Source organism: Clostridium sp. 16K-1-R1 (genome assembly GCF_023921145.1).
Classification (GTDB): Bacteria; Bacillota; Clostridia; order Clostridiales; family Clostridiaceae; genus Sarcina; species Sarcina perfringens.
This window is the reverse complement of the sequence record NZ_CP046515.1, coordinates 736686-757323: the sequence shown is the minus strand read 5'-3', so window position 1 is coordinate 757323 and position 20638 is coordinate 736686. Positions and strand designations below refer to the sequence as shown.

Below are 20638 nucleotides of genomic sequence, written 5' to 3'. Positions count from 1 at the left end.
TTATATATATTAATGAAGGAAAATAGTTAATATTTTAATATACATAAAAAAATTAAGGAGGAAATTAGATTGAGCGATTTAATTAAGGAAATAGAGAAAAGAAGAACCTTTGCCATCATATCTCACCCTGATGCTGGTAAAACTACTCTTACTGAAAAATTCTTACTTTATGGAGGAGCTATTAGAATGGCTGGTTCTGTAAAGGCTAGAAAAGCTGCTACACACGCAGTTTCTGACTGGATGGAAATAGAAAAGCAAAGAGGTATCTCTGTTACTTCATCTGTTATGCAATTTAACTATGGTGGATATTGTATAAATATACTAGATACTCCTGGTCACCAAGACTTCTCAGAGGATACATATAGAACACTTATGGCTGCCGACTCAGCTGTTATGGTTATAGATGGAGCTAAAGGGGTTGAGGATCAAACAAGAAAATTATTCCAAGTTGCTTCATTAAGAGAAATTCCTATATTTACTTTTGTAAACAAAATGGATAGAGAAACTAGAGATCCATTCCAACTTCTAGAAGATATTGAAAGTGAACTTGGTATAAAATCTTACCCAATGAATTGGCCAATAGGATGTGGAAGTCACTTTAAAGGTGTTTATGATAGAGCTACAAACACAATCCACTTATTTGATGGTGGAAACCATGGACAAAGCGAGGTTTCAACTATAACTGGTGACTTAGAAGATCCTAAATTTAAAGAACTTCTAGGTGAAGATTTACATAATAAGTTAATGGAAGATGTTGAACTATTAGATATAGCTGGTGACGAATTTGATTTAGAGAAAGTTAGAAAAGGAGAATTAACTCCTGTATTCTTTGGATCAGCTCTTACAAACTTTGGAGTTGAGCCATTTTTAAATGACTTCTTAAAACTAACTACTTCTCCACTTCCAAGAAATTCATCAATAGGTGAAATAGATCCAATGACTGAACCATTCTCAGCTTTCGTATTTAAAATACAAGCTAACATGAATAAAGCTCATAGAGATAGACTTGCTTTCATGAGAATATGTTCTGGTAAATTTGAAAAAGGAAAAGATGTTTTCCACGTTCAAGGTGGTAAGAAGGTTAAACTTGCTCAACCTCAACAATTCTTAGCTCAAGATAGAGAGGTTGTTGAAGAAGCTTACGCTGGAGATATCATAGGGGTATTTGACCCAGGTATATTCTCAATAGGAGATACTTTATGTTTAAATCCTAAGAAATTCAAATTTGAAGGTATTCCTACATTTGCTCCTGAGCACTTTGCTAGAGTTAAACCTGTAGATACTATGAAAAGAAAACAATTCATAAAAGGTGTTACTCAAATAGCTCAAGAAGGTGCTATTCAGGTATTTAAAGAATTACACATCGGTATGGAAGAAATCATAGTTGGTGTTGTTGGTGTTCTTCAATTTGAAGTTTTAGAATATAGATTAAAAAATGAATACAATGTTGATATAAAAATGGAAAGACTTCCATTTAGATATGTTAGATGGATTGAAAATGATAATATAGATGTAGATTCACTAAACTTAACTTCTGATACAAAGAAAGTTAAAGATTTTAAAGATAGAAATCTACTTATATTCCAAAATGACTGGGGTATTTCATGGGCTATAGATCATAACCCTGGAATAATACTTTCAGGTGTTGGTAAATCTAACGACTAATACATTATTTTAAAGAAAACACATGATTTTAAGAAAACTCTTAAAGAATCATGTGTTTTTTTGCATTTAACAAGTTAACATTTAGTTCATATTTAAACTAAATATGTGCTATGATAAATTTATAGCAACATTACTTTTAATTAAATAATATCTTATATCTTAAGTGAAATTTAATTTAAAACAAATCTAAAAAACTTAATGAAATTATTAATTTTTTATTAACTAAGTTAATTAAAGTGGTAAAAGAAAGAAGGGAATATATGAAAGATAATATACTTAAAAAGATTAAACTTAATAAACCACTTAGCTTTTTTATTTTAATAATATGGTGTGCAGTTGTAGCATTTTTATTTTTAACTGCCCCTTCCCTATCAAAGCTAGTTAGTGAAAAAGGAGGAATACAATTACCTGATGATTATTCTTCTAAAATTTCAGACATACTCCAATCAGATAATAAATTTAATAGCAAAGATAGCTATATAGCTGTTTTTCACTCAAGTAATAAATTAACAGATGAAAATCTAAAAAATATAAAGGATACTATTGATAGATTGAAATCAAAAGAAAATAGTGATTATATTCAAAGTATAAATGATAGTTTTGATACTCCTCAGCTAAAAAATCAACTTAACTCTGAAAATGGTAAAACTATTATAGCCTTAATGACAGTAAATCCAAAGGATTCCTCTGTAAGTACAATAGAAAAAACTTTAAATGATGAATTAAAAACTCCAGGGGTTGAAACCTATGTTACAGGACAAAGTCTTATAGAGAATGATGTTAATGTGGCTGCACAAAAAGGACTAAATAAAACTCAAACAATAACTGTAATATTTATATTCATAGTCCTTATATTATTGTTTAAATCAGTAGTTACTCCATTTATTCCTTTACTTACTGTAGGAATAAGTTATTTAGGAGCTCAATCTGTTGTTGGGATTTTAGCAGATAAGTTTAATTTTCCTCTTTCAAACTACACTCAAATATTTATGATTTGTATAATGTTCGGTATTGGAACTGATTACTCTATTTTGCTACTTAATAGATTTAAAGAGGAATTAGCTAATGGAAATAATAGACTTGATTCTGTAAAAATAACCTTTAAAACTGCTGGTAAAACAGTTTTATCTAGTGCTACTCCAGTGTTTGTTGTTTTTGCATCCTTAAATTTTATTGGATTTAATTTATATAGAAGTGCCGTAGCTGTAGCAATTGGTATATTATTTTTAATTGCAGCCTTATTTACAATTTTCCCAGCAGTAATGATTATATTAGGAAAGAATATTTTTTGGCCTGTTAAAGGAACCTTTAAAGCAGAAGAAAATAGACTTTGGGCTAAGTTAGCTAATAAAGCATTTAGTAAACCAATTCCTATACTTGGAGCTATATTCACCATACTTTTACTTCCTATTTTATTTAATAACTTTCATCAATCATTTAACAATTTAAATGAAATTGGGGATACTTACTCTGCTAAGGAAGGATTTAATATAATAGCAGATGACTTTGGTATAGGACAAGCATCTCCTGTTTCAATATACATAGAAAATGATGATGATATGAGAAAGCCTGAATATGTAGCCTTAATAGAAAAACTTTCTAATAATCTACAAAACTCTAGTAATGATATAAAATCAGTATTAAGTGTTACTAGACCAACAGGAGTTCGTCTTGATGAAATTTATGTAAATGACCAAGCTGGTCAAGTTTCACAAGGTATAGATAAAGCAAATAATGGATTAAACAAAATAAATGACGGATTAAGTGATGCTAGTAAAAAGATAGATTCATCAAAGAGCAAGTTAAAGGGGGCTGAAGAAGGTACAGCTAAGCTTCAAGAAGGTACTAAAAAAACTGAAACTGGAGTTTCTGAACTCCAAAGTGCTCTTAATAAACTTGTGGAAAGTATTCGTGAGGAACATAATGGAGCTACAGAGTTAAAAGATTCCATAGATGGAGCTTTAAATAAAGTTAATTCTTTAAAACTAAGTAAATCTCAACTTGAAGAAGATTATAGTGCCATAGTTAATTCTGCTAATGATGTTCTTGATAATTTAAACAAAATTGGTTCCTTAACAGGTAATCCAAATTCAGTTAATGTAGATACTAGTAAACTTAAAGAATCTCTTTCATCATTAAATTCTCATTTAAGTGAATATTCAAAGTCACATCCAGAGGTTTTAAATGATGAAAATTTCAAAAAATTCTCTGATGATATTAATAATTTAAATAATAACTCTAATAATTTACAAGGAACTTTTAATAATACTCCAGAGATTAAAGCAATTAACGAAAGCATAGGCGCATTAAAAGTTCTAATAAATACTTTAAATAGCAAAAAGGATACTGTAATAAATGATTTAGATAAATTTAATTCTGGAATTTCTGAAATTGAAAATGGATTAAAGGCTTTAGATAGTGGTCTTGGCAAATCCTTAGCAGGGGGAGAAGAAATTTCATCTAAAGTTCCTGAAATTTCAAATGCCTTAAACCAAATAGCTAATGGTCAATCTAAAATCCAAGATGGTTTCAAAGAATTTTCTGGCCAAATAAATGAATTATCTAATGGACTTGAGGCTGGTTCTAATGGACTAACTGAAATTCAAAATGGACTTAAGTATGCTAACGGATTTATAAATGATTGGTCAAATCTATCTTATAATCTTTCAGGAATTTGTGTTCCAATTGAGGTATTTAGTAATGATGAATTTAAAAAATCCCTAAATCAATATATGAGTTCAGATGGTAAATTAGCAGTAATAAATGTAATTACTACAAAGAATCCTTATTCTAATGAAGCAGTTAATGAAATTCCTAATCTTAAGTCTCTTGTTCAAGATGGAGTTAAAGGAACTAAGTTAGAAAATGCTAATATAGGTATTGGTGGAATGGCTAGTACAACATACGAAACTAAGAGAATGGCTGATTCTGATTATGATAAAGCTTTAATATTTGTAATAGTTGGAGTATTTATTACCTTAATTATTATATTGAGATCTTTAACAATGCCAATTTACTTAATGATTTCTTTATTACTAACTTATTTTACTTCAATAAGCGTAATACAATTTGTTGTCACTAAAATTATGGGCTATCCAGGTATATCATGGATAACATCATTCTTTGGCTTTGTAGTTTTAATGGCTTTAGGTATAGATTATTCAATATTTATAATGACAAGATTTAACCAAGATCTTAATGGTTCTATAAAAGAACGTATAATAAGAACAATGAAAAGTATGGGTGGAGTAATAATATCTGCCGTAATAATCCTTAGTGGTACCTTTGCAGCCTTACTTCCATCTGGAGTATTATCCTTAATTGAAATTTCCATGGTGGTTCTAACAGGCATACTTTTATATGTTGTCTTTGTTCTTCCTCTATTTATTCCAGCAATGGTAAAAATATTTGGAAGGGCAAATTGGTGGCCATTTAAACCAGCCTTATCAAAAGAAGATAAAGCTTTAGATGATTCCACTACTATTGTTACAACAGTGGTCACAACTACTACCACAACTACCACTACAACTAAAAATGGTTCTTCTACCATAACAAAAAAAGAATCCAAAACAACTACAACCAAGGAATAAAATAAATAATATAGAGAAATTTATAGAAAGCTTCTACTTTGCAAAATAAATTTTTATGAAAATAAAGAGACTAAAATCCTAAATTTTACGATTTTAGTCTCTCTTTATTTAAGAAAATATTTTTAAAATACTAAATAAAAAAACTTACCTTTTCATTTAATCTTGTATAAAATTAATATCTTCTATATTATAAAAAATATGGTTAAATTAATCTAATACAAACTTTTCTATAGCTTTAGCTACTCCATCATTTTCATTTGTATCTGTTATGTAATCAGCTTTTTCTTTTAAAAACTCTTCTGCATTTCCCATAGCTACTCCAAGACCTGCAAACTCTATCATACTAAGATCATTTTCACTATCTCCTAAACACATAATCTCTTCTCTGTTTATATTTAATATATCAGCTAAAACTTTTACTGCACGTCCTTTTGAAGTACCTTTATTCATTACTTCAAAGTTACTTGGTGAAGAACTTACAACTTCTAAATCTTCATATTTTTTCAATTCTTCTTTTGCCTTAAATAAATCTTCAAGCTTATTACTATCATTTTCTATACAAATAGCCTTAAGTATATGTTTCCCATAAGTTTTAAAAGCTTCTTTAAAATCTATTCCTTCTGAAAACATTACCTTTTCCTTTGATTCTCCCATCATTTTATTCATAACCTTATAGCCATGCTCTTCTGGAACAATCTTTTCAGAGATTACAGTGTTTGGTGTATTAAAATAGGCCATATTAATATCATATTTTTTTATGACATCATATATTCTATCTAGTTGATCCTCATTTAAAACAGATTCATATATTACTTTATCTTCATCCTTTTCTCTTATAAAAGCACCATTACATGATATTATAGGTGTTTTAACTCCTAAAAGTCCTGCATAATATTTAGCTGATGCAAATAATCTACCTGTTGTTACAGCTACCTTTACGCCTCTCTCTGTAGCTTTTTTTATAGCCTCTTTATTTCTTTCACTAATTTCATGTTTATTATTTAATAATGTTCCATCCATATCTATACATATTAATTTATATGACATAATTAAATTCTCCCTCCAAACTTCCAACTGTCTATTATCTATTTTTTCTTCTTATTATACCATCCTAAAGTATAGTATTTCTTTTTTCAACTTTATTAATTCCACTTTAGATAAATATAAGCTACTTAAAACTTATTAATAATAGTTTTAACAAAATAACACATAGGTTTCCTAAAACTATACTAATTACCAAGCAAAATCTAATTTTAACTTAATAACTAAATTTATTTTGGGAAAAATAAATTTAAGCTAAAAATTTAGAGATTAAAACTCTAATTTATGGCTATATTAATAATTTGTTTTTATTAATGTAACTTTAATTTATCTAATTTAAATTAAATCATTAATCTAAAACAAAACTCAAAATTAAAATTTGAAAGGGGAAATAAATATGAGTAAAAAATATCCTCCAAGAGATAGAGACTTTTATAGTCCAGAAAAACATGATTTAGTTTCTTATTCTAAAACTGGTAAAACTTACACTAAATTGCCAAACCCATTAGAAGATGACATAGTTTGCAACAATATATCCTATAGTGAATTTGACTATATAGAAGGCGATATGCTAGACGACGATGATATTTAAATATAAAAAATGGGATGTAAATTTCTACATCCCACTTTTGTTATAATTAATAAAAATTATATTAACTAAATATATTGAAAATTATTAATAGACTAAATTCTAAAGAATTCAGTGAATGACTTTATACAATCAAAATGATCTTTAACAGCACCAAACTCTCTTATTGAATGCATTGCTAATATTGGAGTTCCCATGTCAACTGATCTTATTGGTAAATGAGTTGATGATATTGGTCCTATAGTTGAACCACCTCTCATATCTGATCTATTAACAAACTTTTGAACATTAACTCCTGCATTTCTACATATCATTTCATAAACAGCTGATGAATCACTATCACTTGTATAGCTTTGTGATGCTGCTATTTTTATTACAGGTCCTTTTCCTAAAACAGGTCTAACTACAGGATCGTGTTTTTCTCCTAAATTTGGATGAACAGCATGAGCTAAATCTGCTGAAATCATAAATGATTCTGATAATGATCTTAAGAAATCCTCTCTATCTTTACCTAAAGCTAGGACTATTCTTTCTAATATTGTTTTTAAGAAATCTGAATCTCCACCTTGTTTAGTAGCACTTCCAACCTCTTCATTATCAAAACATACCATTACATTAGTAGCTTGTGATACCTCAGCATCCATTAATGCTTTAATACCTGCATGAACCATTGATAAATCATCTAATCTTCCTGAAGATATAAACTCTTCATTTAATCCCATTAAGCAACCTTTTTCATATTCATATGGATATAATTCAAAATCAAGAATATCCTCTTTTTCACAATATAATTCTTTTGCTAAAAGTTCAACTAAATAATTACCTTTTTCTAAAGTTTCATTAACAAGTGATAATAAAGGTAATGTATCCTTTTGTCTATTTATTTTATATCCCTCATTAACTTCTCTATTCATATGAATAGCTAAGTTTGGAATTATAAGTATAGGTCTATTTATATTAACTATCTTATTTACTGGTTTTAATGGATTTTTACTTACTAATGATACTCTTCCAGCTAAAGCTAGTGGTCTATCAAACCAAGTATTTAGTATTGGTCCTCCGTAAACTTCTGTATTTAATTTTACATAAGTATTTTCAACTGTAATCTCTGGATTTGGTTTTATTCTAAATCCTGGTGAATCAGTATGAGCACCAATTATTTTAAATCCATTTTCAGCAATATCACCTTTACCAACTCTAAAAGCAATTAAAGCTGAATCATTTTTACTTACAAAATACTTTCCTTCCACTTCTAGATTCCATCTATCAGCCTCTTTTAATTCTTTAAAGCCTTCAAATTCTAAAGTGTCCTTAACATTCTTTACTGCATGAAAAGCTGTTGGACTTTCATATAAAAAATTAATTAATTCATTTGCAATAACTTTTTCCATATGTATCTCACCTTTCTGTATAAAATAGATACTTTTAATTATACTTTACCACAAAATCCATAATTAACAAAATCTTAAAGTTATCCAAAAAGCACTTCCTTTATTCAAAAATTTACACTATTTAAATATATTCACAACTAATTAAACCTTAATGTAATCTTTACTTACATATCCATTCTTAGTACCTGTACTAGCATTAAATTGAACCTTATACCAACCATTTTCCTCTTCTAAAATTTTAACTTTATCTCCTGATAATAAGTATCCAATAACTTGATATGAAGTTCCTGGACCAGTTCTAACATTTAGATTTGTACTTACCCCATATACAGTTCCTTCTTTAATTACACTATCAGTTCCATTATTAGATCCTTCATTGACTATAGTTATATATGACTTTGAAGCATATCCAACCTTACCGTTAAATCTTATTTCATACCATCCATCTACTTCTTTAATTATCTCTACCTTATCATTATTACGTAAAGTTCCTATTACTCCGTAATTACTTCCTGGACCGCTTCTCATATTTAAAGCACTATTTACCTTTACTACCCCTTGTTTATTTACTGATACAGATGGTTTTTCTGGCTCTACTGGTTTCTCTTCATTTGACTCGTTATCTACTACTTTTATGTATTGGCTTGATACATATCCACTTTTTCCATTAAACTTTATTTCATACCATCCATCTACTTCCTTGATGATTTCTAATTCATCATTATTACGTAAAGTTCCTATTACTCCGTAATTGCTTCCTGGGCCGCTTCTCATATTTAAGGCACTATTTACTTTTACTATCCCTTTCTTATTTACTGATACAGATGGTTTTTCTATTTCAATATCCCCATTAGTTTCTTCGTCCTCAGGATTTTCATTAATTATTGATATATAATCCTTACTTACATATCCATACTTCTTTTTAACTCCATCTATATAGTCAATTTTGTACCATCCATTTAACTCTTCATATATTCCTACCACTTGATTTCTATTTAATTTATGTACTATTCTTCCTGAAGTACTTGGACTCTCTCTCACATTAAGAACAGAAGCATTAGTAACTTTTCCCTGCATTTTAGGCTTTAACCCGTCATCTTCTAAGCTTCCATCTCCACCAGAAATTCTATCTTTAAAATAAGGCCATAAACTTGGTCTATCTTCAATCATCATCCTTGAACATGTTTTTCCACTTGCATCTCTATGCATAACAACGTTTTCTGCTGGTATGTTGTATTTATTCATTAGATATTTTGTTAATTCAATTCCATTTTCTAAAGTTTTATCAAAATCATTTCCTTTATTAACACATAGTTCTATAGCAATAGTTGTAGAATTATTTATATTTGGATTATTACCATCTCCAACATGCCACCCCTTCCAAGTATCTTCTAAAGCTTGAATAATATTGCCTTCATCAATTATATAATGTACTGATGCTTTAGCATTTGGATGATTTGCAAAGTAATTTCTATTAGCCATAGCATTAGCACCAGCTTGTCTATTATCAGTATCATGTATAACTATATATTTTGGATTTATAGTAATTCCTTGAGAGTAATTTATATCTATCAATTGTTTGTTTACTTTTATTCCATTTATAACAGGTGTGTTCTCTGTATTTTTTGCATTTCCATTATTAACTTCATGGTAATCCCCAGCTATACAATTACTTTCATTATGACTTTCCTTTTGAACTTCTTCTCCCTTATTTTCATCTGCTAGAACAATTTCATTAAAGCTTGAAATATTCATAGCTAAAGTACACGACAGTAATAAAGCACTTATTTTTCTTCTATTCATATGTCTTTTTCTCTCCTATATTTCATAATTTCCCTATATTAAAAATTCCCCAATTTGCTTATTATTTTATATTCTATTTCAATATTTTTCAATATAAAATATTATGATATAATATAATGAGATTTAGTTGAATAAATTTATATAACTTCTAGGTTTTATTTTTTTAAATCAACTATAATAATTATTTTTTAATTTAATATAAACTTAATTTAAAACTTAATAAAAATGGAGAGATGATTAATATGTTTTCAAATCTTATAATAAAAACCTTCATTAAGGATTACAAAAACACAGAAAATGAAAGTGTTAGAAGTTCTTATGGGTACTTAGCTAGTATAGTTGGAATAATTGTTAATATAATTTTATTCTTAATAAAATTTTCTGTAGGATTAATTTCAGCAAGTATAGCTATAACAGCAGACGCCTTTAATAACTTATCTGATGCTGGATCTTCTGTAATAACCATGATAGGTTTTAAATTAGCTAAAATGCCAGCAGATAAAGAGCATCCATTTGGACATGGTAGAATTGAATATATTTCAGCTCTAATCGTAGCATTCATGGTAATGTTAGTAGGTTTTCAATTCACCAAGTCATCAATTGAAAGAATTCTTAATCCAACACCTGTAACCTTTGAAGTAATTCCTTTTATTCTACTTGTAGTATCAATATTCTTTAAATTTTGGTTAAGTAGATTTAATAAATTAACAGGTAACAGAATAAATTCTTCAGCTCTTAAGGCTGCTTCAGTTGATGCTTTAGGGGATGTATTTACTTCAACATGTGTTGTTATATCATTTTTAGCTGCAAAATTTACTACTTTTCCTATTGATGGATATATAGGTGTTATTGTTTCCTTAGCTATTCTATATGCTGGATTTACTTTAGTAAAAGAGACTATAAATCCACTTTTAGGAGAAGCACCTGATCCAGAGCTTGCTAAAAATATTAGAGAAATGGTTTTATCATATGATCATATAATAGGAGTTCATGATCTTATAATTCATAACTATGGTGTAGGTAAGTGTATGGCTTCAATTCATGCAGAAATACCTTCTGACATAAATGTTATGAAAATACACGATATCATAGATATGGCTGAAAGAGAAATTTCTAAAAAACTAAAGATTTATCTAGTAATCCATATGGACCCTATTTGTTTAGAAGATGATGAAATAAAACAAGCTAAAGAAGAAATAGACAAAATAATCAAATATAATCCACTAATAGAATCAATGCATGATTTTAGGATTATTGGCCACGGTAACAAGAAAAATCTTATATTCGATATTGTTGTTAACCCAGAAAAACTAAGAAAAGTTATGTCTGAAAGTGAGCTTAAAGAAGAAATTATAAAAGCTGTTAAAGAAACTCACCCTCAATATAACTGCATAATAACTATTGATAAAGATTTTACTTGTTAAAAAAGAAAGTAGCTATGAATTTTCATAGCTACTTTTTTTATACAAACTTGAGAACTTATATTAAAAATATTTAAAACTTATTTTTAAGTCCCCTTCTTATTAATTATTTTTAAAATAATCTGATCTTATTATCTTAGTTGATATATCATAAGATTTTTTAACATGGTTTAATTCATCTTGAGATTTAGCTTCTCCTGCTACTTCACCCTCTGGCAATGCTACTATATTTCTATTTGTATTTAAAAGATTTCTTCCTATTACATTTCTTAAGCCGCCATCATTAATCCCTAAAAGATATGAAACTGTTGGCATAACATCTATAAGTCCACCTTTAGTTTCTATTGTTTTTCCTTGTATTGATGGATTATAGATTATAAGTGGTACTTTTTTCTCATTAATCTTCCAATAGTTACCGTCAAAATTAACATCTTTTAATTGCTCTTTATAATATTTATTTGGACCAGCATGATCACCATATATAACAAATACAGTATCATCAAATCTTCCTTCTTCTTTTAGCTTGTCCATAAACATTTTAATAGCTTCATCTGTATATCTTACTGTTTTAAAGTATTGTCCTATAAGAGTTCCTTCTATTTCACTAGGTATTTTTATTGTTGTATGTGCATCATCAATCTCAAAAGGACCATGATTCGTTAAAGTAACAGTAAATAGATAGAATGGTTGTTTTAAATCCCCAGCCTTAGTAGCTAATTGAGTTAAGTAACTCTTATCTGAAATTCCTAATCCAATTATTTCATCTTCATTAAAGTCATATAATGTATATGAATTTTGGAATTTTAATAAACTGTGGTGTACTTCTCCCCAATTCCAACTTCCAGCTACTTCTGGATGAGCTGAAACTGTAGTATAACCATTCTTTTCTAATATAGATGGCAATGTTGTTAAAGTTCTACTTGGATAAGCAAAAGATGTAGCAGTATTAGTTATTGGTAACATACCTGTATTAACCATTAAATCTGCATCTGAACTAAATCCAGTTAAGTTTTCTTCATAAATATTAGGGAAATAATATGAATTCTTTAGTATTGAATTTAATGTAGGAGTTATCTCCTGTCCATCAATTTTTTTATTTATAACAAAATCTTCTAAAGATTCAATTTGTAACACAACTAAGTTTTTGCCTTTTAATTCCCCTTTATATTGATTGTCTGGTAAGTTTTCATAATTTGCATCAAGCCAATTTTTAACTTCTTGTTTTTCTTCATTGCTTAATTTTATATCCTTATCAAGAACTAAGGTCTTATAAATATCAAAGAAATGATATCCTAAAGGAGTAGCTCTGAAAATTCCACTAGTTGGTGTCCAAGCAACTCTTAAAAATCCTTTTTCTCCATTAGTTATATCCTTAACATCATATAAATAGTATTTTCCTAAAACACATCCACTTGGTATTAAGAATGTTAATAAAAATGCTATAACTCTATATTTTACCTTTCCAAAATACCAATCCTTAGTGTACTTTCTAAATAATATGTAAAGTATAGGTAGTAATACTAAATCTATTATAAATAATAGCATCCTACTTCTAAAGAATATAAGATCCTTATTTAAAGGATTAAATAAATCTGGATAAATTAAAAACTTTATTGATGGAAAAGTTCCATACAGTCTGTAATAAAGTAAATCAAAAATTAAAAGTGCTGAAATTCCTAAGTCTACAATATATAGATAAATAAACTTTCCCCATCTTTTAAATAAAAACCCAAAACTTATGAATATTAATGGGAATAAAAGATATATTATCTTATAATCTATTAATCCATATACAAATCCTAAATTCAGCTCCATTCCACTATTGCTTTTTAGCATTGTACAAAAAACAGTTATCTTAAATACAAGTAAAATATAAAATAAAATTTCTAAAGGAAACTTTTTAAAGAATCCACCTATTTTACTTAAAAGTCCATTACTTTTAGCCATAAATCTTCTCCTTTCTAATATAATTAGTAAATAAATATTTAGTTATCACTCTATTATTATTGCATTTTTTGAATCTATTACCAAGTAAACTTTTTACATTTTAATAGAAAGAAGATATTAAATATTTTAATTAAATCAAAATAATTGTTACCTTTTTAATAACTTACCCTCCTAATATTAAAACTAATAAAACATATGTAAAGCTACTAGCTAAATCCTAATAAAAATATAGCTAATAGCTTTAAATTTAATTAATTATTTTTAAAATAATTTCCTTGTATAATCATATCTGCAATATTAAATGATTTCTCTAAATGAGCTTTTTCTTCAGGTGTTGGATTTCCAACTATTTCTCCATTGTTTAATATGCTTGCATTTCTATTAGTATTTACTAATACTCTTCCCATTGCTGTACTATCAAAAGTATCTCTATTAAATCCTAAAAGGTATGCTATAGTTGGTAAGAAATCTATTTGACCACCTTCTTTTGATATAGTCTCTCCATTAATACTTGGATTGTATATTAAGAAAGGTATTTCCTTTTCATCATCTTTCCACCAATCTCCCTCTAAAGGAGCATCTTTTATTTTATCTTCGTAGAATTTATGAACTCCACCATGATCTCCATAAATCATTATTACAGTATTGTCTAAAAGACCTTCTTCTTTTAATTGATTTATAAATTCTCCAATAGCTTCATCTGTATATCTAACACTTTGGAAATATGCACCTAACATATTTTCATTTAAATCTTCTGGTAAATTTAAATATTGTTTATCCTTAGGCATATCAAATGGTCCATGACTTGTTAATGTTACTAAGAATGTATAGAAAGGTTGTTTTTGACTCTTTAATCTTTCTCCAACCTGTCTTAAATAAGATTCATCTGACATTCCAAGTCCTATGATTTCACTTTGATCAAACTGATGAGCGTCCCATATTTCATCAGCTTTAAACGCCTTATGAACCTCTGCCCAGTTCCAATTTCCAGGAACCTCTGGATGTGTTGAAACTGTTGAATATCCCTTACTCTTTAATATTTTCTGTAAAGTATTATATTCAGCCCATGGATAACCAAATACTGTAGTTCCTTCTCTAACAGGAAGTATTGATGTATTAACCATTATATCGCAATCTGAACTTGTTCCTGAATTGTTTTGTTCTTTTATATTATCAAAATATAAACTATTCTTTAAAAGTTTATTTATGTTTGGAGTAATCTCTTGACCATAAACTTTTTTACCTATAACAAAGTTTTCAAGAGACTCAACCTGCAAGGCTATAACATTTTTTCCTTGAAGCATACCTTTATACTTGTTATCTGGTAAATCTTCTTTGTTTTCATCAAACCAAGCTTTAATTTCATTTTTTTGAGCATCAGTTAAAGTTTCTTTTCTGTTAGCATAATAATAAATATCATATCCATGATATCCTAATGGACTTGAATCACTAATTGTTTGAAAAGGCGCCCATGATATTCTTAAAAAACTTTTATCTGATTTTCTTTGAATATCTATATAGTAGTGTGATACCCCTATTACTGTTGCACTTATTCCAAAAAGGCATATAAATGCAATTAATCTAGTTTTTATATTATTTTTATATTTAACATTTTTTAAACCTGTAAAGTTATAAACTAAAAATAATATTATAAAATCAACTATGAACACTACATCTACTTTAGCTAAATTAAATAAGCTCTTTCCTACAGGATTAAATATTCCTGGCTCAATTATATGTCTTATTGATAAAAAAGTTCCATTTACTCTGTAATACCAAATATCAGCCACAAATAAAATTGTTACTAGAATATCAATAACTATACCGGCCCACATTCTTCCTTTACCTTTAAATAGATAAACAAAACTCGCTATTAGCGTAACTATTGCTATATGAGCCCACCAAGCAGGGGGAGTAAAATACATTAAGTCAAAATTAATTCCTCTAGACCCTGGGGTTCTAAGCATAGATAAAAGTAACATTGATTTTATTTGAAGTGTTATCACTAAGAAAATAAAAACCCAGTTACACTTAAAAAAGCTTTTTACTTTTTCCTTCATAAAATTTCCTCACTATCTTTTTATATAATATTTACTTAAATATTATAACATTTACAGTAAAATTTTCATTAAAAAATAATTAATATTTATTCAATAATCAATTTTTATTTTAAAATACAAAAGAGGATATAAAGATTTTTGTCTTTACATCCTCTTTTTGTACTAATTAATTTATTTAAAAGATTAAATCTATTAAGATTTAACCTCTTAAAGGCATTTATAAAACTTTTGATAGAAAATCCTTAGTTCTTGAATTTTTAGGATTTTGAAATATCTCCTCTGGAGTACCTTCTTCAATTATTCTTCCTTCATCCATAAATAATATTCTATCTCCAACTTCCTTTGCAAAGCCCATTTCATGGGTTACTACAACCATGGTCATTCCATCTTTAGCTAAAGACTTCATAACTCCTAAAACTTCTCCTACCATTTCAGGGTCCAAAGCAGATGTTGGCTCATCAAAAAGCATAACATCTGGTTCCATAGCTAAAGCTCTTGCTATAGCTATTCTCTGTTTTTCTCCTCCTGAAAGGGAATTTGGATAAACATTCTTTTTATCTAAAAGACCTACCTTTTCTAATAATTCACTTCCTTTTTTTATAGCTTCACCATTAGAAATATTTTTTATTTTTGTTGGTCCTATTGTTAAATTCTCCATAACTGTTTTATGTGGGAAAAGATTAAATTGTTGAAAAACCATTCCCATCTTTTCTCTTATTTTATTTATATCAACATTTTTATCTGTTATATCTTCCCCTTCAAAATTAATTACCCCTGAAGTGGGTTCCTCTAATAAATTTAAGCATCTTAAAAATGTACTTTTCCCTGACCCTGAAGGCCCTATTATAACTACTACTTCTCCCTTTTTTATTGTTTCATTTATATCTTTTAAAACCTCATTTTTACCAAAACTTTTATATAAATTTCTAACATTTATCATGATTTACTCAACCTCTTTTCTACATAAGACATAACTCTTCCTAAACTAAAGGTCATAACAAAATAAAACATTGCTATAACAATAAGTGGTTCAAAACCTTTATAAGTAGCCCCTGTAACTATTTTTGATGAATACATAAGTTCTGCTACTCCAATTGTAGATGCCATAGATGATTCCTTTATTATGGCAACAAACTCATTTCCTATAGCAGGGAGTATGTTTTTTATAGCTTGAGGAAGTATTATAAGTCTCATAGCCATTCCTTCTGTCATACCTAAACTTCTAGCGGCTTCTAATTGTCCCTTATCAACAGCATCTATACCAGCTCTTATTATTTCTGAAACATAAGCTGCTGAATTTAAGGAAATAGCAATAATACATGAAGGTAAAACCTCTAATTGAATTCCAAAGGAAGGTAATCCAAAATAAACTATATATATTTGTAATAAAAGAGGTGTTCCTCTTATAACTTCTACATAAGCAGTAGAAATAACCCTTAAAATTTTAACTTTAAATATTGAAAATTTGGAACGTTTCATAAAGCATAAAATTGTTCCTAATAAAGCTCCCAAAATAACTGTTATTGCTGAAATTATTAATGTCCATTTAGCACCTTCCAAAAACACTGGAAAATACTCTTTTAAAAAACTGAAGTCTAATCCCCCCATAGTATTGCCCCCTAATTATTAAAATTCATTTTATTCTTCTTTCTTTTGATATGGAACTAATTCAATAGCATCATTTGTAAATTGATCTATCTTTCCATTTTCTTTTAACTCTTTAATTGTAGAATTGACTTCATCAACTAAGTCTTTATTTCCTTTTTGTATTGCTATGGCTGAACCACCCTCTGAGTTTTTAATCACCTCATCTGCAACAGCTAACTCAGAATTAACCTCTGAAGCTATTTTAGCAACAGGAAGTTCAGTAATTACAGCATCTAACTTACCAGTTTTTAATTCTAAAATTAAAGTATTTACATTATCTAAAAGCTTAACATCGGCTCCTTCTATTCCTTTAGCTATCTCTGCTTGAATAGACCCCATTTGAGCCCCAACTTTTTTTCCTTTTAAATCCCCAATTCCTTTTATAGATTCTTTATTATCTTTATTTATTAATATTCCTTGCTCTGCTTCATAATAAATATCTGAAAAATCTACTGCTTCTTTTCTTTTTTCATCAGGAGTTATTCCTGAAATCCCCATATCGATCATTCCATTTTTAACAGATTGAATTATAGCCCCAAATTCCATCTCTTTAATTTCTAAATCAACCCCAAGATTTTTAGCAACCTCTTTTGCAATGTCTATATCCAACCCAACGATTTGGTCTTTTCCATCTTTAATTATATGGAATTCATAAGGTGCATAATCAGCACTAAGACCAACTACTAATTTTCCACTTTCTTTTATCTTAGCTACCTTATCATTAGATCCATTTTCTTTAGCAGTTTTTGCCCCACATCCTGCTAAACTTAAAGTCAATCCTCCAATCATAGCCACTGACAATATCTTTTTAAATATATTCTTTTTCATATATATTCCCCCTAATATTTATTCACTTATTGCTCTCTTCTTGAATAATTATACATTATTAATGAATAAAAATGCAATATATTTTTTTAATATAAATATATTGCAAAGGTTGATTTTTAATATAAAATTATTTTTAACAAGCATTTTATAACTATATACTCATATAGAAAACATATTCATTAGTTATTTAATTAATTTTAATATGTTTTATTTTCAAATTTATTATTTGATTCTAGATGCTCCTTTTGTGTTTTTATACATTTTATTCTTATGTTAAACAAATTTTATACAGCAGTAAAACTTAATCTCCTTTAGTAAACTAAAAAGGATTCTATAAAAATTTAATAATAAAAGTTACAAAGAGTATAATGAGACTATCTAGTTTAGAACTTCTCAAAATATGTTTGTAACTTTTATTAAAATCTATTTTTATAAAATCCTTTTAAAAAGTAAAATTATTTAAATTGTATTTCTTTTAATCTATGAAGTGCTCTAGTACTCATTATATATTTTATTAGATCTTCATTTTCATCCTTTGATGATCCATTATCTACAATAATAACTCCATCAAATTCTAATCCCTTTGCAAAATAAGATGGTATTATAACATTTCCACCTTTATATAATACATCTTCGTTATCAAACTTAACTAAATGCACTTTATTGCTTATAAGATTATACACCTTTTCTAACTCTTCTTTATCTCTTGTTATAATAGCAATACTTTCTAAGCCTTCATTTGAAAATTCTTTTAAAGACTCAATAATGCTTTCTGAAAGTTCTTCATTATTATGGAATTCAATTTCCTCAACTGGTTTACCATGTCTAACTATAGGAATTATTCTATCTTCATCAAGATATTTATTTGCATATTCCATTATTTCATAAGTACTTCTATAACTTTTATTTAGGTTATAAATCTCTGGATTTACATCATCAAATATTTTTCCTAGTTCCATCATAGGAGCTAAGTCTGAATATTTAATAAGTCTTTGATTTACATCTCCCACAACAGTAAAATACTTAGTTCCTGTTAATTCTCTTACAACCTTAAATTGAAGTGGTGAATAATCTTGAGCTTCATCTATAACCACATGTCTATAATCTTTTGTTGCTTTTTTACCTTCTAATTTTATTGCTAAGTATAATATTGGTGCTAAATCATTTATTGTATATTCTTTTTTATTTCCATTGAATCTGTCATAGATATCTAAAACATCTTCTCTTGAAATCCAGCTATCTAACTTAGCTCTTGAATCCATTACTTCCTTAACAATTTCTCTTATTCTTAATTTTCTTCTAAATTCTAAGTTATTTTCTTCAATTAAAAGTTCTTCAGGAGTTAATTTTTCCTTTTCTTTTCTTAATTCTTCATTAAGCTCCCAAACTTTCTCGTCTCTCTTATCCTTGATCTTAGATAATATTATTCTTTTAATTTTTTCACTTCTTCTGAATAAAGGCATATACTCATAATGTTTATTAAACATTTCTTCTATTTCTTCTTTTGAAATAACTAAATCACCAAAGTATTTTACATCTTCAACATGGAAATAATCCTTATCCATTTCTTTTACTAAGTTATCTAAATCTTTAATTATCTCATATGAATTTTTATATTTAGCATCCTCTATAAACTCTTTATCCTCTGAAAGTATTTTTTCTAAATACTTATCAAAACTCATTATGTATAATTCACTATCCATTTCTTTTAAAGCAAAACTAGCAAAAGTCTCCTGTTTTACTCCTACTTCCCCAAGACTAGGTAATACTTGTGAAATATACTCCATAAATATACCATTTGGTCCTAAGATAAGAACTTTATCTTCTAATTCTTTTCTATAGTTATATAAAAGGTATGCAACTCTATGAAGAGCTATTGTAGTTTTACCACTACCTGCTACTCCATTTACAACTATATTAGAAGTTCTCTCTTTTCTTATGATTTCATCTTGCTCTTTTTGAATTGTCATTATTACATCTTTAAGCTTATCAGAACTATTATTACTTAGAACCATTTGTAAAATATCATCTTTTACATCTATGGCTGAATCAAAAACTCCCTTTAATTCTCCTTTTTTAACTATAATCTGTCTTCTACCTTCTATATCACATTTTATAGGTCCATCTGGTGATGTATAACTTGCTTCTCCTAAACTACCATGATAAAAAAGTGAAGCCACAGGGGCTCTCCAATCTACTATTACAGGCTCATAGCTTCCCTCTGGAGTTACTCCAAATCTACCAACATATAAAGTATCCTTTTGATCAAACTCTAAATCATTAAAAGTAACTCTTCCAAAGTAAGGTGATTCCTTTAAGATTGTTAATTCCTTTAATTTTTTATCTATTGTAGTAAAGGCTTGTTCTTTTACATATCTTTCATGGTCAAAGTACTCTATTAATTTATCTTCATCATCTTTATATTCTTCAACTGCATTTTTTCTATAATCTAATATATATTGTGTTACAAATTTTCTTTTATTTATATATGAAAGCATTTCTTCATTTAATATATTAGAAACTTCCTCTAATTTTTTCTCTTCAACTAAAAATTCTATATCTTTTTTATCAGTCATTAGAATCTTCCTTTCTTACTTTCTCTATTACATTATACCCAATTATAACATTAACTTTCCTCTCATTAAAAATACAAATG

Annotated in this window: 13 protein-coding genes; 4 read left to right on the top strand and 9 right to left on the bottom strand. The window is 27.9% G+C overall.

Annotated elements, in window-relative coordinates:
* The first annotated feature begins 69 nt into the window (after nt 1-69).
* Nucleotides 70-1665, top strand: coding sequence for a peptide chain release factor 3 (locus GOM42_RS03265; protein ID WP_003448736.1), 1596 nt, complete (start codon nt 70-72; stop codon nt 1663-1665).
* A 260-nt stretch (nt 1666-1925) separates the two neighbouring features.
* Complete coding sequence (locus tag GOM42_RS03260) at nt 1926-5255, top strand: MMPL family transporter (RefSeq protein ID WP_011590272.1); 3330 nt, start codon at nt 1926-1928, stop codon at nt 5253-5255.
* Nucleotides 5256-5462: 207 nt separating this feature from the next.
* Here the strand turns inward: GOM42_RS03260 and GOM42_RS03255 are convergent, their stop codons facing one another.
* Nucleotides 5463-6302 carry a Cof-type HAD-IIB family hydrolase gene (locus GOM42_RS03255; RefSeq protein ID WP_003460189.1) on the bottom strand — a complete coding sequence of 280 codons (840 nt, stop codon included), beginning with the start codon at nt 6300-6302 and terminating at the stop codon, nt 5463-5465.
* Between the two features lie 391 nt (nt 6303-6693).
* Between GOM42_RS03255 and GOM42_RS03250 the strand changes: the two genes are divergently transcribed.
* Complete coding sequence (locus GOM42_RS03250) at nt 6694-6888, top strand: hypothetical protein (protein WP_003448762.1); 195 nt, start codon at nt 6694-6696, stop codon at nt 6886-6888.
* A 92-nt stretch (nt 6889-6980) separates the two neighbouring features.
* On the opposite strand, the gene GOM42_RS03245 is transcribed toward GOM42_RS03250, so the two are convergent.
* Both GOM42_RS03245 and GOM42_RS03240 read right to left on the bottom strand, forming a co-directional pair.
* Nucleotides 6981-8276, bottom strand: a complete 1296-nt coding sequence (locus tag GOM42_RS03245; RefSeq protein ID WP_011590271.1) for a M18 family aminopeptidase — start codon at nt 8274-8276, stop codon at nt 6981-6983.
* A gap of 141 nt (nt 8277-8417) precedes the next feature.
* Nucleotides 8418-10079 carry an SH3 domain-containing protein gene (locus GOM42_RS03240; protein ID WP_252597695.1) on the bottom strand — a complete coding sequence of 554 codons (1662 nt, stop codon included), beginning with the start codon at nt 10077-10079 and terminating at the stop codon, nt 8418-8420.
* A 242-nt stretch (nt 10080-10321) separates the two neighbouring features.
* Between GOM42_RS03240 and GOM42_RS03235 the strand changes: the two genes are divergently transcribed.
* Complete coding sequence (locus tag GOM42_RS03235; RefSeq protein WP_003469646.1) at nt 10322-11503, top strand: cation diffusion facilitator family transporter; 1182 nt, start codon at nt 10322-10324, stop codon at nt 11501-11503.
* Nucleotides 11504-11602: 99 nt separating this feature from the next.
* Here the strand turns inward: GOM42_RS03235 and GOM42_RS03230 are convergent, their stop codons facing one another.
* The 6 genes from GOM42_RS03230 to GOM42_RS03205 all read right to left on the bottom strand — a co-directional run bounded on the left by GOM42_RS03230 (nt 11603) and on the right by GOM42_RS03205 (nt 20558).
* Complete coding sequence (locus tag GOM42_RS03230; protein ID WP_078233384.1) at nt 11603-13447, bottom strand: LTA synthase family protein; 1845 nt, start codon at nt 13445-13447, stop codon at nt 11603-11605.
* Nucleotides 13448-13698: 251 nt separating this feature from the next.
* Entirely contained in the window at nt 13699-15507 is a 1809-nt protein-coding gene (locus tag GOM42_RS03225) for an LTA synthase family protein (protein WP_078233383.1), read from the bottom strand.
* 217 nt (nt 15508-15724) lie between these two features.
* Nucleotides 15725-16447 carry an amino acid ABC transporter ATP-binding protein gene (locus GOM42_RS03220; RefSeq protein ID WP_078233382.1) on the bottom strand — a complete coding sequence of 241 codons (723 nt, stop codon included), beginning with the start codon at nt 16445-16447 and terminating at the stop codon, nt 15725-15727.
* Nucleotides 16444-17115 carry an amino acid ABC transporter permease gene (locus tag GOM42_RS03215; RefSeq protein ID WP_003476881.1) on the bottom strand — a complete coding sequence of 224 codons (672 nt, stop codon included), beginning with the start codon at nt 17113-17115 and terminating at the stop codon, nt 16444-16446. The genes GOM42_RS03220 and GOM42_RS03215 overlap by 4 nt, the downstream gene beginning before the upstream one ends.
* Nucleotides 17116-17145: 30 nt before the next feature.
* On the bottom strand, nt 17146-17982 hold the full coding sequence (locus GOM42_RS03210; RefSeq protein WP_078233381.1) for an ABC transporter substrate-binding protein: 837 nt from the start codon (nt 17980-17982) through the stop codon (nt 17146-17148).
* A 455-nt stretch (nt 17983-18437) separates the two neighbouring features.
* Nucleotides 18438-20558 carry a UvrD-helicase domain-containing protein gene (locus tag GOM42_RS03205; protein ID WP_078233380.1) on the bottom strand — a complete coding sequence of 707 codons (2121 nt, stop codon included), beginning with the start codon at nt 20556-20558 and terminating at the stop codon, nt 18438-18440.
* Between the last annotated feature and the right edge of the window lie 80 nt (nt 20559-20638).